The sequence below is a fragment of the Streptomyces corallincola genome (genome assembly GCF_019104725.1).
Classification (GTDB): Bacteria; Actinomycetota; Actinomycetes; order Streptomycetales; family Streptomycetaceae; genus Streptomyces; species Streptomyces corallincola.
On record NZ_JAHRXF010000078.1, the window covers coordinates 1 to 15402 of the forward strand.

General features: G+C 70.5%; 14 protein-coding genes and 1 pseudogene. 10 read left to right on the forward strand and 5 right to left on the reverse strand.

The features are described from left to right. The first annotated feature begins 202 nt into the window (after positions 1-202). From KUM39_RS27460 to KUM39_RS27490, 7 genes are all read left to right on the forward strand, one after another. Positions 203-1072, forward strand: coding sequence for a carbon-nitrogen hydrolase family protein (locus tag KUM39_RS27460; protein WP_217788482.1), 870 nt, complete (start codon positions 203-205; stop codon positions 1070-1072). A 114-nt stretch (positions 1073-1186) separates the two neighbouring features. Continuing rightward, complete coding sequence (locus tag KUM39_RS27465; RefSeq protein WP_217788483.1) at positions 1187-2533, forward strand: APC family permease; 1347 nt, start codon at positions 1187-1189, stop codon at positions 2531-2533. A 726-nt stretch (positions 2534-3259) separates the two neighbouring features. After that, complete coding sequence (locus KUM39_RS27470; RefSeq protein ID WP_217788484.1) at positions 3260-4120, forward strand: class II fructose-bisphosphate aldolase; 861 nt, start codon at positions 3260-3262, stop codon at positions 4118-4120. A 4-nt stretch (positions 4121-4124) separates the two neighbouring features. Beyond that, on the forward strand, positions 4125-5024 hold the full coding sequence (locus KUM39_RS27475) for an HAD-IA family hydrolase (RefSeq protein WP_217788485.1): 900 nt from the start codon (positions 4125-4127) through the stop codon (positions 5022-5024). Between the two features lie 21 nt (positions 5025-5045). Continuing rightward, entirely contained in the window at positions 5046-5696 is a 651-nt protein-coding gene (dhaL, locus tag KUM39_RS27480) for a dihydroxyacetone kinase subunit DhaL (protein WP_217788486.1), read from the forward strand. Between the two features lie 95 nt (positions 5697-5791). Beyond that, positions 5792-6787, forward strand: a complete 996-nt coding sequence (dhaK, locus tag KUM39_RS27485) for a dihydroxyacetone kinase subunit DhaK (RefSeq protein ID WP_217788487.1) — start codon at positions 5792-5794, stop codon at positions 6785-6787. A 626-nt stretch (positions 6788-7413) separates the two neighbouring features. After that, positions 7414-8139, forward strand: a complete 726-nt coding sequence (locus KUM39_RS27490; protein ID WP_217788488.1) for an alpha/beta hydrolase — start codon at positions 7414-7416, stop codon at positions 8137-8139. Here the strand turns inward: KUM39_RS27490 and KUM39_RS27495 are convergent. Further along, positions 8121-8819 (reverse strand): TetR/AcrR family transcriptional regulator, encoded by a 699-nt coding sequence (locus KUM39_RS27495; protein WP_217788490.1) that lies wholly within the window; start codon positions 8817-8819, stop codon positions 8121-8123. The genes KUM39_RS27490 and KUM39_RS27495 overlap by 19 nt on opposite strands. 68 nt (positions 8820-8887) lie before the next feature. Between KUM39_RS27495 and KUM39_RS27500 the strand changes: the two genes are divergently transcribed. After that, positions 8888-9766, forward strand: coding sequence for an SDR family NAD(P)-dependent oxidoreductase (locus KUM39_RS27500; protein ID WP_217788491.1), 879 nt, complete (start codon positions 8888-8890; stop codon positions 9764-9766). A gap of 161 nt (positions 9767-9927) precedes the next feature. Here the strand turns inward: KUM39_RS27500 and KUM39_RS27505 are convergent. Next, positions 9928-10375, reverse strand: a pseudogene (locus tag KUM39_RS27505) (VOC family protein). A 144-nt stretch (positions 10376-10519) separates the two neighbouring features. Between KUM39_RS27505 and KUM39_RS27510 the strand changes: the two are divergent. Both KUM39_RS27510 and KUM39_RS27515 read left to right on the forward strand, forming a co-directional pair. Next, the gene (locus KUM39_RS27510) at positions 10520-11854 is read left to right on the forward strand and encodes an MATE family efflux transporter (protein WP_308288261.1); all 1335 of its coding nucleotides are present in this window, start codon (positions 10520-10522) and stop codon (positions 11852-11854) included. Positions 11855-12013: 159 nt separating this feature from the next. Beyond that, positions 12014-13207 carry an acyl-CoA dehydrogenase family protein gene (locus KUM39_RS27515; protein WP_217788492.1) on the forward strand — a complete coding sequence of 398 codons (1194 nt, stop codon included), beginning with the start codon at positions 12014-12016 and terminating at the stop codon, positions 13205-13207. Positions 13208-13267: 60 nt separating this feature from the next. On the opposite strand, the gene KUM39_RS27520 is transcribed toward KUM39_RS27515, so the two are convergent. The 3 genes from KUM39_RS27520 to KUM39_RS27530 form a co-directional block, all read right to left on the reverse strand. Beyond that, positions 13268-13777, reverse strand: coding sequence for an ATP-binding protein (locus tag KUM39_RS27520; RefSeq protein WP_217788493.1), 510 nt, complete (start codon positions 13775-13777; stop codon positions 13268-13270). Further along, positions 13774-14127 carry an STAS domain-containing protein gene (locus tag KUM39_RS27525; RefSeq protein WP_217788494.1) on the reverse strand — a complete coding sequence of 118 codons (354 nt, stop codon included), beginning with the start codon at positions 14125-14127 and terminating at the stop codon, positions 13774-13776. Before KUM39_RS27525 ends, KUM39_RS27520 begins: the two co-directional genes overlap by 4 nt. A gap of 129 nt (positions 14128-14256) precedes the next feature. Then, the coding region (locus KUM39_RS27530) for a spore photoproduct lyase family protein (RefSeq protein WP_217788495.1) at positions 14257-15402 on the reverse strand (1146 nt) is incomplete at its 5' end.

Below are 15402 nucleotides of genomic sequence, written 5' to 3' on the forward strand. Positions count from 1 at the left end.
GGGGGGGGGGGGGGGGGGGGGGGGGGGGGGGGGGGGGGGGGTGGGGGGGGGGGGGAGGGGGGGGGGGGGGGGGGGGGGTGGGGGGGGGGGTGGGGCCGTCCGGGTGGTGGGGCATGGCGTCAATGTAGCGATGCCTGGTCAGGGATAACAGATCAAAACGATCCTATTGATTAACCGCTCACCTTGAGCTAATTTCCTGGCCATGTCTCGTCCGCTGCCCATCGCCCTGGTCCAGGCTCCGGCGCTCGCCGCCACGGAGGCTCCGTCCCGGTTTGCCGAGGATGTGGAGCTGCTGTTGGCGCGGTTCCCGCAGACTCGTCTCGCTGTCTATCCCGAGCTGCATCTGTGTGGCGTGGACTCCTCCGCTGATGAGACCGAGCAGCTGCGGGCTGCGGCCGAGCCGCTGGACGGGCCGCGTTCGCGGCGGCTCGCGGAACTCGCCGGGGATCTCGGGATCTGGCTCGTGCCGGGCACGGTGTGTGAGCGGGGGCCGGGGGGCGAGTTGTTCAACACCGCGCCGGTCTACTCCCCCGAGGGGCGGCTCGTCGGGTCGTACCGCAAGATCTTTCCGTGGCGACCGCACGAGCCGTACGACCCCGGTGATCGTTTTGTCGTCGTGGACGCGCCCGGTCTGGGGCGGATCGGGTTGTCGATCTGTTACGACGCCTGGTTCCCGGAGGTGGCGCGGCATCTGGCGTGGATGGGGGCCGAGGTGATCGTCAACCCGGTGATGACGACGACGGCGGACCGGGCGCTGGAGCTGGTGCTCGCGCGGGCCAACGCCATCGTGAATCAGGTGTTCGTGGTGAGTGTGAACACCGCCGGGCCGTCGGGGACGGGGCGGAGTCTGGTGGTTGATCCGGAGGGGCGGGTGCGGGTGGAGAGTCCGGATTCGGGGCCGGCGGTGCTGAGCGACGTACTTGATCTGGATGAGGTGGAGCGGGTGCGGACGTATGGGACGGCGGGGCTGAATCGTATGTGGAGTCAGTTCCGGGAGGGGGACGCGGCGATCGGGCTGCCGTTGTACGGCGGGCGTATCGATCCGCGTTCGTGGCCGCCTGCCGCGCGTTGAGTTTCTTGTCCCGTTTGCTCGTCAAGTCGTTGAACTGATGAGTCGTTGAGCTGTTGAGTCGTTGAGTTGTTGGCGCGTCTGTTCGTTCGCTTGTGCCCAGTTCAGGGAGCCTTCATGGAGAACACATCCGGCCGCGGTCTCACGCGTGCGCTGACGTTGAGGTCGGTGGTGCTGTTCGGCCTCGCGTACATGACGCCGCTGATCGTGCTCGGCACGTTCGGGGTGGTGGCGGAGAGCACGGGGGGTGCCGTACCGACGGCGTATCTGATGGCGCTGCTTGCGATGCTGTTCACCGCGCACAGTTACGGTCGGATGGCCGCCGCGTATCCGGTGGCGGGGTCGGCGTACACGTACGTGCGGCGGGCCATAGACGCGCGGGTGGGTTTTCTCATCGGCTGGGCGACGCTGCTGGACTATTTCTTTCTGCCGATGGTCATCTGGCTGATCGGCGGCGCCTATTTGCAGGCGCAGTTCCCGGCTGTTCCGTTCTGGGTGTGGATCGTCGGGTTCATCGTGCTGACGACCGCGCTGAATGTGCGGGGTATCAAAACGGCCGAGCGGGCGAATAACCTGCTGATGGCCTTTCAGGTGCTGGTCATCGTGATCTTCGTGGTGCTGTCGCTGCTGCATGTCACGCATGTGGGTGGTGTGGGGGCGCTGGCGAGCGGGGCGCCGTTCGGGAACCACGCGACGACGCTGGCGGGGATCTCGGCGGGCGCCGCCATCGCCGCGTACTCGTTCCTGGGGTTCGACGCGGTGACGACGCTGACCGAGGAGACCGTCGCGCCCGAGCGGACCATGCCGCGTGCGATTCTGCTGATCGCGTTGATCGGCGGGGGTATTTTCGTGGTCGTCGCATGGGCCACGCAGCTCGCTCATCCCGGGAGCGACTTCGACGATCCGAGTTCGGCGGCGTTCGAGATCGCAAAGACAATCGGCGGGGATCTGTTCTCGTCGGTGTTCCTGGCCGGGCTGGTCGTGGCGCAGTTCGCGTCGGGGATCGCGGCGCAGGCGAGTACGTCACGGTTGTTGTACGCGATGGGGCGGGACTCGGTGCTGCCGCCGAAGGTTTTCGGGCGTATTCATCCCCGGTACCGGACTCCGGCGCTGAACATCCTGCTGACCGGTGTGGTGGGGCTGATCGCGCTCGGGCTGACCGTGGAGACCTCGACCTCGTTCATCAACTTCGGTGCGTTCGTCGCGTTCACCTTCGTCAATGTCGCCGTGATCGCCACGTTTGTGCGGGAGCGGCGGGCGGGGCGGCGGCTGGGTGTGCTGGGGTTTGTGGTCGCGCCGGTGATTGGTGCGGGGGTGGATGTGTGGCTGCTGGTTCATCTCGACGGTAAGGCGTTGATGCTTGGGGGTGTGTGGCTGGTGCTGGGGGTCTGTTACCTGACGTATTTGACTCGGGGGTTTCGGCGGCCTCCGCCGGAGATGTCGTTTGAGGAGGAGGGGGCTTAGGTTTTCCGGGGTTGAGGTGGCGGGTTGCGGGGGCCTGTCCAGGGGGCGCGGAGGGGTGGGGGTGGTTGCGCAGTTCCCCGCGCCCCTTGAGGTGTCAGTGCGTGCGTCGGCTGGAAGGCTGGGGGTGCTTCTGCCGGTTGTCGGGTGGCCGTCGCCTGTGGCTGGTCGCGCAGTTCCCCGCGCCCCTTAAGGATTCTGTGTACACGTCGGCTGGGAGACTGGGGTTGCTCCTGCCGGTTGTCGGGTGGCCCTCGCCCGTGGTTGATCGCGCAGTTCCCCGCGCCCCCTGCGGAGTCGGTGTGCACCCCCGCTGGAAGCCTGAGGTTGCTCCCGCCGGTTGTCAGGTGGCCCTCGCCCGTGGTTGATCGCGCAGTTCCCCGCGCCCCCTGCGGAGTCGGTGTGCACCCCCGCTGGAAGCCTGAGGTTGCTCCCGCCGGTTGTCAGGTGGCCCCCGCCCGTGGTTGATCGCGCAGTTCCCCGCGCCCCCTGCGGAGTCGGTGTGCGCGTCAGCTGGAAGGCTGAAGTTGCTCCTGCCGGTTGTCGGGTGACCGTCGCCTGTGGCTGGTCGCGCAGTTCCCCGCGCCCCTTGCGGAGTCGGTGTGGGCGTCGGCTGGAGGGCCGGGGCTGCTCTTCTCTGCGGGCCTTGGGTGGCTGTGTCGTAGAAGTGGCGGTGGGCGGCGGGCGGGCGTGGAATGGAGAGAGCGGGGGCCGACACGTGGAGGCGCCGTGGGTGTGACACCGCTGACCGGGATTCTGGCGGGGCCTTTCGAGGAGCGTTACGCGGTTCCGGCGATCAACGTGTTCGACGATCTGACGATGGAGGCGGTGCTCGCGGCGGCCGTGGAGAACCGGTCGCCGCTGATCGTGCAGACGTCGGTGAAGACGGTGAAGTCCATCGGCAGCGATGTGCTGTATGCGATGTGGACGGCAATGACCGCGCGTGTCGATGTGCCGGTGACGCTGCATCTTGATCACTGTCCGGAGCGTGAGGTCATCTCCGAGTGTCTGCGGCGGGGCTGGAACTCGGTGCTGTTCGACGCCTCCAGGCTGCCCGTGGAGGAGAACATGCGGCAGACCGTGGAGGTGGTCGCGGAGGCGCGGGAGTACGGCGCGGCCGTGGAGGGCGAGATCGAGGCGATCACCGGGGTGGAGGACGGCGTCGGCAGTGACTCCGCCGCCGAACAGCAGTCCCTGGAGGTCGCGTTGGAGTTTCTGCGGACGACCGGGGTGGACGTGTTCGCCCCGGCGATCGGGAACGCGCACGGCTCCTACAAGCAGGCGCCGGTGCTGGACGCGCGGCGGGTGTCGGACATCGTGGCCGCGTATCCGGTGCCGATCGCGCTGCACGGTGGGAGTGGGCTGTCCGACGAGCAGTTCCGCGATCTGATCTCCCGAGGGTGCGCGAAGGTCAACATCTCCACCGCGCTCAAGGAGACGTACATGAAGTCGAGCCTGGCGTTTCTGCGGGACGCGGAGGAGCGGCAGAAGTGGGACCCGCCGTCGCTGTTCCGGGCGGTGCGCGGGGATGTGATGGAGCTGGCCGGTTCGCTGATGCGGCTGTTCGGCAGTGCCGGGCGGGTGGGGTGACGTCGTGCCCGGCCTGGTCTTCGACTGCGACGGCGTCCTCGCCGACACCGAGCGCGACGGTCATCTCCCCGCGTTCAACGCGGTGTTCGAGGAGTTCGGTCTGCCGGTGCGGTGGAGCGACGCAGAGTACGCGGAGAAGGTGAAGGTGGGCGGCGGCAAGGAGCGGATGCGGACTCTGCTGACGCCGGAGTTCGTCGCCGCGAACAACCTGCCTTCCGATGCTGAGGAGTTGGACGCTCTCGTCGCTCAGTGGCATCGGCGGAAGACGGCGGTGTACACCGAGATCATCCGTAGCGGCAGCATCCCGCCCCGGCCGGGTGTCCGGCGGGTCGCGGAGGCCGCGGACCGGGCCGGGTGGACGCTGGCGGTCGCCTCCACCTCCGCCGAGGCGTCCGTGCGCAGTGTGCTGGAGCTGGCGATGGGGTCCGAACTCGCCTCCCGTTTCAGCGTGTTCGCGGGTGATGTCGTACCGCGGAAGAAGCCCGCCCCGGACATTTACGAGTACGCCGTGCGCGGCATCGGGCTGGAACCGGGGGACGCGGTCGCCGTGGAGGACAGCCGGAACGGGATGCTGGCCGCGCTCGGCGCGGGGCTGGCCTGCGCGGTCACCACGAGTGCGTACACCGCGGACGAGGACTTCGGCGGGGCCGGGCTGGTCGTCTCCTCGCTCGGGGAGCCGCCGCCGGAGGAGGTCGTGGCGCGGGTGATGAGCGATCCGCTCGGGGTGCGGCCCGGGGCGTGGGTGGTGCTGAGGGATCTGGCGGGGTTGCTGGGAGCGGGGAGGGTGGGGAGCGGTGGAGGGGGCGTCTCGGAGGGGGGCAGCGCTGGCGAGGCGGACCGGGGTGAGCGTGGCGGGGGGAGTGATGGCAGCGGTGGGGCGTGGACGGGGCGGGCTGGGACCTAGCGGCAGAAGGATCGAGGAGTCATGCCATCAGCTTCGACACACGTGGACGACCTGTCGTACGTCGTCCGGACGGTGGCGCGGACCGCCGTGGACAACGAGCGGGCGTTCGGTGATCTGGACGCGGTCGCCGGGGACGGGGATTTCGGGTACTCGCTGGCGCGGGGGTTCGAGATCGTGCTCGCGGACTGGGACGGGCTCGTTTCGGATTCGCCTTCGGAGTTCCTCAAGCATGTCGCGCTGGTGATCTCCAAGCGGGTCGGTGGTACGTCGGGGCCCTTGTGGGGCACCGCTTTCCTGCGCGCCGCCGGGGCGGTCCGGGACCGGTCGGAACTCGGTGCGGCGGACGCGGTGGCCATGTTGCGGGCGGCGGCCGAGGGGATCAAGGCGCGCGGCAAGTCCGACGTGGGTGACAAGACGTTGCTGGACGCGTTGGTTCCGATGACGGACGCCGTGGAGAGGCGGCTTGCGGAGGGGGGTGGCGACGCCGGGGAGCTGGCATCGGTGGCGGCCACCACGGCACGTGCGGCTGCCGACGCGACCACGTCCATGCAGGCCAGGCGGGGGCGGGCCAGTTACACCGGGGAGCGGAGCATCGGTTCGCCCGATCCGGGGGCGGTGGCGGTCGCGGTGATGGCGGAGCGGGTGGCGGAGGGGTGGGGGGATCGGGGGTGAGGCGTGGGAGGCATGGGGGCGCCCGGTTTCCGGGGTGATGCCGGGGTGCGGGGGTGGGGGTCCGGAGGGGTGGGGTGAGCAGGAGGAGTGAGGGCATGAAGAAGTTCGTCAACGATCCGAAGGACTACGTCGCGCAGATGCTGGAGGGGCTGGCGCTGGCCAATCCCGACACGCTCACCTACGTGCCCGAGTACAACCTGATTCAGCGGGCGGACGCGCCTCGGGACGGCAAGGTGTCGATCGTGCAGGGTTCCGGGTCCGGGCACGAACCGGCGCACGTGATGACGGTGGGGCCCGGCATGCTGGACGCGGCCTGTCCCGGTGACGTGTTCGCCGCGCCGCCCGCCGACTTCGTGTACGAGACGGTGAAGCGGGTGGCCTCCCCCAAGGGGGTGCTGCTGCTGGTGAACAACTACACCGGTGACCGGATGGCGTTCGAGATGGCGGAGGAGCTGGCCGCCGCCGACGGGGTGACCGTGCGGACGCTGTTCATCGACGACGACGTGGCCGTGCAGGACTCCACGTACACCGTGGGGCGGCGCGGGGTCGCCGGGAACTTCTTCGTGATGAAGGCGGTGGGGGCGGCGGCGGAGCGGGGTGCCGACCTGGACGAGGTGTTCCGGATCGGGGAGAAGGTCAACTCCGTGACGCGCACGATGGGCATGGCGCTGACCGCGTGCACCCCGCCCGCGAAGGGCTCGCCGCTGTTCGAACTCCCCGCCGACGCCGTCGAGATGGGTGTCGGCATCCACGGCGAGCCGGGCCGTGAGCGTCAGGAGCTGCGCTCGGCGGACGAGATGGTGGGCGAGTTGGTGAGCGCGGTCGTGGACGACCTGCCGTTCGCCTCCGGCGACCGGGTGGCCCTGATGGTCAACGGGCTGGGCGGCACACCGATCGGTGAGCTGTACCTCGTGTACGGCCGCGCGCACCGGCAACTGACCGAGCGTGGGATCGAGCCGGTGCGGAGTTACGTCGGTGAGTACTGCACCTCGCTGGACATGGCCGGGGCGTCGGTGACGTTGGTGCGGCTGGACGAGGAGATCGAGGGGTTGCTGGCGGAGCCTGCGGAGATTCCGATCCGGGTTTTCTGAACGGGGAGTTGGGCGACGGCGGAGGCGGTGTGACGGGGGCACGAGTGACGTGACGGGCGCGCGGGAGGCGACCGCCGTCCGTCCTCGTCCTGCGGACGCCCAGAGGGTGGTGTGCCGGGGGCCAGTCGGTTCGGGGGCGTTCGATCCGGTGTGGGAAACGTCGCGGAGGTCCGGCGGGTGGTCCGGGACACGCGCGCCACGGAGGGTGTACCCGGTGGCTCCGCGTGTTTGTGTCGCTCACCCGCAACCTCTGCGGGGCTCGCGCGTCTGTGGGGTCGAGGGGCCGGGACACGGGTTGTCCGCGGCCGTCGTGATTCGCCGGGCTGGCGAAGGGGCCGGGAAGGTACGTGTCGATGCGATTCGGGTGGCTGCGGGAGAAGCGGGGCGGGCGTGGGCCCGTGGGGTGGGGCCGGGTGGTCGGGCTGCTGTCCGCGGGGGTGGCCGCGGCGGTGCTGGTGACCGGGTGCTCGGAGGCGGGTGGATCGTCGCGGGTGCCCGGGTCGGACCGGGGTCGCAGCTCGTCGGCCTCCGATGCCGCGTCCTCGTCCAGCACCGCTCCGGCGACCTCCGGGACGCGGTCGGCGGGGTCAACGCCCCCGGATCGTCAGCCGAGTTCGCATCCTCCCGTGTCGTACCGGCCGTCCTGGCCGGACCGTACGACACGGACGGCGGCCGGATATCAGGTGAACACCTGCGTGCCGAAGGAGTTGCGTGACAGCGCGACCGTGCTGACCACCAGTGACGGGGTCCATCTGTCCGCGCTGGAGTTGGGGGACGGACCGGACGGGGTGCTGCTGGACCACGAGCAGGGGTACAGCATCTGCTCGTTCGTCGGCATCGGGCAGGCGCTGGCGTCGGCCGGTTACCACGTGCTGATTCCCGAGTACCGCAACCACGGCGCGTCCGAGAAGAGCGCCGACAACGAGCACATCGGGCGGGACTCGGACGCCGCCCTGGCCGAGCTGCGACGGGTGGGTGCCCGGCGCGTGTTCCTCGGTGGGGCGTCCTGCGGCGGGACCACCGCGATCGTGTCCGGCGTGGCGCAGCCGTTGCCGGTGGTGGGGCTGCTGATCATGTCGTCGCCGGCCAGGTGCGGCGGGGTGGACGCGGTGCCGGGGGTCCGGCGGATACACGCGCCGTCCCTGTTCATCGTCTCGCCCGGCGACATGGACGGCGCGGTGGAGAAGCAGGTACGCGAGCTGTACGCGGCCTCCGGTGCCACGGACCGGCGTCTGGTCATCGAGCCGAACGGCTATCACGGCACGGACATGATCCGGCGCGGCTCCGATGGCGCGTCGGTCCGGGCGACCGTGCTGAAATTCATCGAGAGCACCTACCGGAACGCTTCCTGACCTGCTTCCGGACGGCCGTTGCGGGCGTCCCCCACCGCGAGGCCCGTCAGGTAGGCCGTGAGCACGCGGACGAGCTGGGGTTCGAGGTCCACCAGGGCGTGCGCGAGGGCGGGGTCGCTCTCGTAGAGGGCGCGCAGGTGGGGGCTGGGGTTGGCCATCTGCCACAGGGCGCCCGCCATGCTGGTGGCCATTGCGATGGTGTCAATGGCCTGCTGTTCGTCCAGGCCCAGGAGGCGGCGGAGTTCGGCCGCGACGAGGTGCACCTCGTGGAGCACGGCCAGTTTGAAGGTGCGGGCGGACTCGATGGAGACGTTCCGCTCCAGGTTCAGGGGGGCCTGGGCGAGCAGGTCGCAGAACAGGGGCCGTTCGACCAGGGTGCGGGCGAGCACCTGGGCGACGGTGTGCGGGGTGGCCGCGCGGGCGTCCGGGAACTGTGCGCGCGTTCCGGCCGACCACTCCCGCCAGCCCTCGGCGGTGAGCCTGAGGAAGATCTGCTCCCGCGTCTCGAAGTACCGGAGCAGGGCCGACTTGTGCATGCCGATGTCCGCCGCGATGTCCGTGAGGGTGATGTCCCGGACCCCGTGCCGGTGCCCGAGGGCGCGGGCGGAGTCGAGGATGGCCTGCTCACGGGCCTGTTTGGCTTCCGCGCTGCGCGCACGGCGGACGACGGGCTCACTCATGCGGACATGATAGGCGGGCTTTACGCGACATCGTTGCGTTAATAGCGCAACGGTGTTTCACTAGCTCTATGAGTGAAGAGACTCCCCTGGTCTGGTTCGTCACCGGTTCCTCGCGCGGCTTCGGCCGGGCCCTGCTCGGCGCGATCCTCGCGGCCGGTGACTTCGTGGTGGCCACCGCACGGCGGCCCGAGGTGCTGAAGGACGCTGTCGAGGAGTACGGCGACCGGGTCCTGCCGCTGGCCCTGGACGTCACGAGGCCGGACGCCGTGCAGGCGGCCGTCGAGGCCGCCGTCGCCCGCTTCGGGCGGGTGGACGTGCTGGTGAACAACGCCGGGTACGCGAACATGTCCCCCGTCGAGACGGGTGACGAAGACGATTTCCGCGCCCAGTTCGAGACGAACTTCTGGGGCGTCTACCACGTCACCAAGGCCGTACTGCCGGTGATGCGCGGGCAGGGGTCGGGCGTCGTCGTGCAGTTCTCCTCGGTCGGCGGCCGGGTCGGGGCGTCGCCGGGGCTCGGCGCGTACCAGGCGGCCAAGTTCGCCGTGGACGGCTTCACACGGACCGTCGCTGTCGAGACGGCGCCGTTCGGTATCCGGGTGATGACGGTCGAGCCGAGCGGGTTCGCCACCGACTGGGGTGGCGCGTCCATGACCGTGCACGACATCCCCGAGGGGTACGACGAGACCGTCGGCGCGATGAGCAGGATGATCGACAGCGCCGCTGCCGCGACCGCCGGTGATCCCGAGCGGGCCGCCGAGATCATCGTCCGCACCGTGCACACCGGGGTCGTCCCCAGCCATCTGCTCCTCGGCGAGATGGCCGCCGACATGGCCATCGACTACTCCCGGCAGCAGATCGAGGAGGCGACCGCCTGGCAGGAGGTCAGCCGGTCCGCCGACTTCGGCCGGCCCTACCCGACTCCCCTGCCCGGCTCGGCTGACTGATCCCGGCGCGGTCCTGTTCTCCCGCGCGTCTGTCGTACGGTGCCGCCGCCGGTCCGCCCCCGCTCTCCGGAGCGGGCCGCGGTGTCGCCGCGTCCGGGCCGGGAGGGCCCGGTTGTCGCTGGGCGGCGGGACAGGGAAGGGCAGGTCGTGCAGAGCGGCACTCAGTCCACTCGTTGGCCGATGCCCAGCATGTTGCCCTCGCTGTCGCGGAACCAGGCGCCTCGGGCGCGCCGGATACCGGGGGCGTGGAGGCTCAGGTACTGCTCGACGTCCACGATGCCGTCCCGGGTGTGCGCTCCCCCGTGGACCGGGGTGAGTGAGAAGGACTCGAACTCCACTCCCCTGCGCCGGAGTTCGGCGACGGTCGCCTCGATGTCGTCCACCTCCCAGGACATCTGGGTGAACTCCGGACGAGGCTCCGGCGGAGCGGAACAACTGGAACTCGGCGCCTCCGCACCGGTACAGCAGTCCGCCGGGGCTTTCCGCGACCGGTTCCAGTCCGAGACGTTCGGCGTAGAAGCGGCGCGCCCGGTCCAGGTCCCGCACGGGGAGCCGGGCGGCCACCCGGCTGGTGGTGAGGGGGGTGGGGGCGGCGGTGTTCTCGGTCATGGATCCAGTGTGGGCCGTACGGGGGCGGGGCGCCCCCGGTGCGGTTACGGGGTTCCGGGACTGTGCCGGGGTGAACGGCTTTGTTGCCCGGCCGAGTTGAAAGTCGTTGGCCCCATGTCGCGCACCCGTGTCACGATCGCGCGCGTGAAGGGCGAGCGTGGGGTGTGGGTCGGGGTGGGGCGGGCGGCTCTGCCGTTGTACATGAGCATGATCGCCGCTTCGGCGGGGGCGTTGGTGGACACCGCGTTGCTCGGGCGGAGTGCGACGGAGGTGCTGGCCGCGTTCGCGGTGGCGGTGGCGGTGTTCAGTCCCGCTGTGTCCACGGTTGCGGGTGGCTTGCGTGGGGTGATGCCGTTCGTGGCGTCCGGCAAGGACGATCCGCGGGCGCTGTCGGCGGTGGTCCGGAGCGGGATGTGGCTGGCGGTGCTGCTCGGTGGGCTCGCGGCGGGTGTCGTGCTGGCGGTGCCGTGGATCGGGGCGGCGGCCGGGGTGCCGCGGGAGACGCTGGACGCGCTCGGGGTCTTTCCCGTGCTGCTGGCGGGCAGCACGCTGGCCGTGGCGGTGGGTTCCTCGGCCTCGTCGGTGCTGGTGGCGCTCGGGCACGCGCGGCTGGTGATGCGCGCGGGGCTGCTGGGCACGGGGGTGTCGGTCGCGCTGTCCGTGCTGCTGGTGGGTGGTCCCGGCCCGCTGCCGGGCTTCGGGCTGACCGGTGCGGGGGTTGCGATGCTCGTGTCGAGTGCCGTGTCCGCCTGCGTCAATCAGGTGCAGCTGCGGCGCTTCGCCCCGGTGGGGGCGCTTCTCCACCCCGGCCGACCGGACGTGCGGCGGATCTGGCGGCTCGCCGCGGTGGGCATCCCGCTCGCCGGTACCGTGCTGCTGAAGTTCGCGGTGCTGGGTGTGCTGACCTTCGCCGCCGCCCGGCTCGGCTCGGTGAGCGCGGCCGTGCACAGTGTAGGGATCTCGCTGGCCAACCTCGTGTACACGGCGGCGGTGGCGGTGGGGCAGGCCGTCGTTCCGCCCGTGGCCGAGCACGCCGGGCGGCGGGACACTCCGGCGGTCCGCGCCACCACGTGGGCGGGGACCTGGCTGGCGTGTGCCGTCGTCGGGGTGCTCGGGGTGGCGGCCGTGCTGCTCGGGGAGCGGATCGTGCTGTTGTTCAGTTCGGATCCGGCCGTACGGCGGTATGTGACGGACCTGCTGCCGCTGGTGGCGGTGGTCGGGGTGACCGACGCGCTCCAGGCGGTTCCCGGTTTCGCCCTCATCGGTCTCCGGCGGACCGTGCCCGCGTTCACGGCGGTCCTGGTCTGTTACGGCGTCCTCGCCGCCGTCGCTGTTCCGGTCGCCGCCTCGGGTGGGCTCATGGCGCTGTGGACCGCGCTGGCCCTGGCCAACCTCGGGCAGGCCGTCGGCAAGGGGTACTTCCTGCACCGGCACAGCGCGTTCCCCGAGAAGCCCGTATCCGTACCGGCGGCGGGGTGAAGTCCCTCGTGGCGACGGGGAGGAGGTGGGTTCCGTGGCTGAGGGCGGCGCCGGTACGGCCGTCCGAATCGGTGAAGGGGTCCGTCACCGGCGGGTACGGGGTGCCGCGAAGTCCGTCACGCGGTGCATCCCCCGGCCCGGACGTGGCATACGTGCCCCATGACTTCTCTCAACGATCAGCGGAACGTCGCGGATTTCTACGACTTCGAGGGCGCCCTCTCCGACGAGGAACGCAAGATCCTGCTCAGGACACGGGCCTTCATGCGCGATGAGGTCCAGCCGCTGGTGGCGGAGCACTGGGCGGAGGGCACCTTCCCCGAGGAGCTGATCGCCCGCTTCCGTGAAAGCGGCCTCGTGGGGCTGGCGTACGAGGGGTACGGCGAGCCGGGGCCCGCCGCGAGCCATCTGCTGACCGGGATGATGGCGATGGAGATGAGCCGGGTGGACGCCTCGGTCGCCACGTTCTTCGGGGTGCACAACGGGCTGGCCATGTACTCGGTGCAGGCGTGCGGCGACCAGGAGCAGCGCGACCGCTGGCTGCCGGGCATGGCCACGATGGAGACGATCGGGGCGTTCGCGCTCACCGAGCCGCTGGACGGGTCGGACATCGCGGCCGGGATGGGCACCACCGCGCGGCGCGATGGCGACATGTGGGTCCTCGACGGGGAGAAGCGGTGGATCGGCAACGCCACCTTCGCCGATCATGTCGTGGTCTGGGCGCGTGACGTGGACGACGACCAGGTGAAGGGGTTCGTGGTGGGCCGGGACACTCCCGGTTTCACCGCCGAGAAGATCGCCAACAAGACGTCGCTGCGCATCGTGCAGAACGCCGACATCACGCTCCGGGGGGTCCGGGTGCCGGAGGCCGACCGGCTGCACGGCGCGTCGTCCTTCCGTGATGTGGCCGAGGTGCTGCGCGCCACCCGCAGCGGGGTCGCCTGGCAGGCGCTCGGGGTGATGATCGGGGCGTACGAGCTGGCGCTGCGCTATGCCGGAGAGCGCCGCCAGTTCGGCCGCCCGCTGGCCGGGTTCCAGTTGGTGCAGGACCTGCTGGTGAAGAGTCTGGGGAACATCACGTCGAGCTGGGGCATGCTGCTGCAGCTCGCCCGGTTGCAGGACTCCGGGGTGTTCGAGGACGAGCACTCCTCGCTGGCCAAGGCGCATGTCACCGCGCGGATGCGGGAGGTGGTGGCCTGGGCGCGGGAGATCTTCGGCGGCAACGGCATCGTCCTGGACTACGACGTGGCCCGTTTCTTCGCGGACGCCGAGGCGATCTACTCCTTCGAGGGGACGCGGGAGATGAACACCCTGATCGTCGGCAAGGCGATCACCGGGGAGAGCGCGTTCGTCTGAGTGCACGGAACGTTTCCGCCGGGGAGGCCGGAGCGGGCGGAGTGCCGGGGCGGGCCGGGTTCAGGTGGCGAACACCGCGCGGACCGTCTTGCCGTCCGGTCGCCGGATCACCCGCCAGGACGCGGTGAGTTCATCGACGAGCACCATGCCGAGACCTCCCGAACCGTGCTCCAGGTCGGGTGTGCGGGGCCGGGGGGCACTGACGCTGACGTCGTCCACGTCCAGGACGAGCCGGTCGCCGTGGGTGTGCAGCCGCAGGCTCCACCAACCGGTGGCGTGGCGCAGGGCGTTGGTGCACAGCTCGGAGACGACGAGTTCCACGTGCCCGGTGTCGATGCGGGGGCAGCGGGCCGCCGCGTACTGCCCGGCCGCGCGGCGGGCCGCGCCGAGGGTGACGTGCTCGCTGTCCAGGCGGAGTACGGGCGGGCCGCCGGGGTCCGGTTCCCCCGGGGCGGCGGGGCGCAGACAGACGGGGCAGCCGTCTGCCCCGGCGGCCGGGGCTCCGCCGGACGCGGGGGTGGGGGCGGGTACGGCTGAGGGGGTCGTGGGGCTCGCTTCGTAGGCTCTCATGCGCGCCCCTCCCCCTCGGCGGGGCCCGGTGCGAAACGGGCGATGACTCCGGTCATTCTCATCAGTTGCTCCAACTGCGGCTGCAGGGGACCGATGAGTGTCACGTCGTACTCGTCGGACATGCGCAGCATGAGGTTCAGCAGCGTCGAGTCGGCGAACCGGACACCCGAGACGTCCAGGTCGATGAACCGCGCGTGCGTGGCGAGTTCGAGGACCAGTTCGAGGTCGAGTTCGGACTCGACGTCGAACTCACCGCGCAGCCCGATCATCAGGCGGCGGCCGTCGTCGGCCGAGGCGACCGTGATCGAGCAATGGTCTTCCGACAGTTCGTGTTCGTGGCACCCACTCACCTGTCCAGGGTGAATCGCCGTCGGGCGGGTGCGGGCGCGAACTCACGAAAGAAGGATCATTCGAACTGGCACTCATCGGTGCTGTCACCGTCCGTGACCGGTGCCGTTCCGTCGCGGTTTGCCGGGGTGTCAGAAGGCGTAGCGGACGCGGAGCCAGGGGGTGCGGCGGGCCATGAGGTCGCGCAGGGTGCGCAGCGCCTCCTGTTTCACGTCCACGCGATAGCGGACGTTGTCCGCACCGTTCTGCGAGCGTTTGGGTTCCTGGAGGTCCGGGGTCCAGAGGAGTTGTTCGGCGCGGGGGTGCCAGCCGAGGTTGACCTGATGCAGTTCCGCGTTGTGGGTGAGCATGATGATCTCCGCCGCCGCCTGTCGTTTCACGGCGGTGGGCAGTACGTCGTCGAGCCGGGTGAGCAGGTCGGCCCAGTCCTCGCGCCAGCCGGGACGCAGCACCACCGGGGAGAAGTTGAAGTGCACCTCGTAACCGGCGTCGAGGAACGGCCCGGCGGCCTCGACGCGTTCGGCGAGGGGGCTGGTGCGCAGGTCCAGGAGGCGGGCATCGGACTCGGGCATCAGGGAGAAGCGGATGCGGGTACGGCCGCGCGGGTCGAAGGCGAGCAGATCGGGGTTGACGAACTTGGTGGCGAACGACGCCTTCGCGGTGGGCCAGTCGCGGAACGCGGCGATCAGTTCCTCGGTGCCGTCGGAGACCAGCGCGTCCACCGAGCAGTCGCCGTTCTCCCCGATGTCGTAGACCCAGGCGGCCGGATCGCACTGGTTGGGTTCGGACTTGGGGCCCTGGGCGCGGATGTGCCGGTGGAGGCGGGCCGCGATGGCGTCCACGTTGGTGAAGAGGGTGATCGGGTTGGCGTATCCCTTGCGCCGGGGCACGTAGCAGTAGGCGCAGGCGAGCGCGCAGCCGTTGGAGACGCCCGGTGCGATCCAGTCGGCGGAGCGGCCGTTGGGGCGGACGGTGAGGCCGCGTTTGACGCCCAGGACGAGTGTCTCGGTCTTGACGCGGACCCAGCGGGAGACGTTCCCCTCGTTGCCGTGCAGGGTGGGGATGCGCCAGTGCGAGGGGACTTCGGTGACCTCGGCGTCGGGCAGCCGGGCGAGGATGCGGCGCCCGTACGGGGAGGCGGCGGCCTCGGGTTCGGCGTAGACGTGCCGTACGGCGAGGACGCGCCGGGCCTGCGGGCTGTCGCGGAACGTGCTCCCGGCCGGGGCGTCCGCGCCGGGCGCGTCGGAACGCGGTCCGAACAGGCTGAGCTGCTCGTC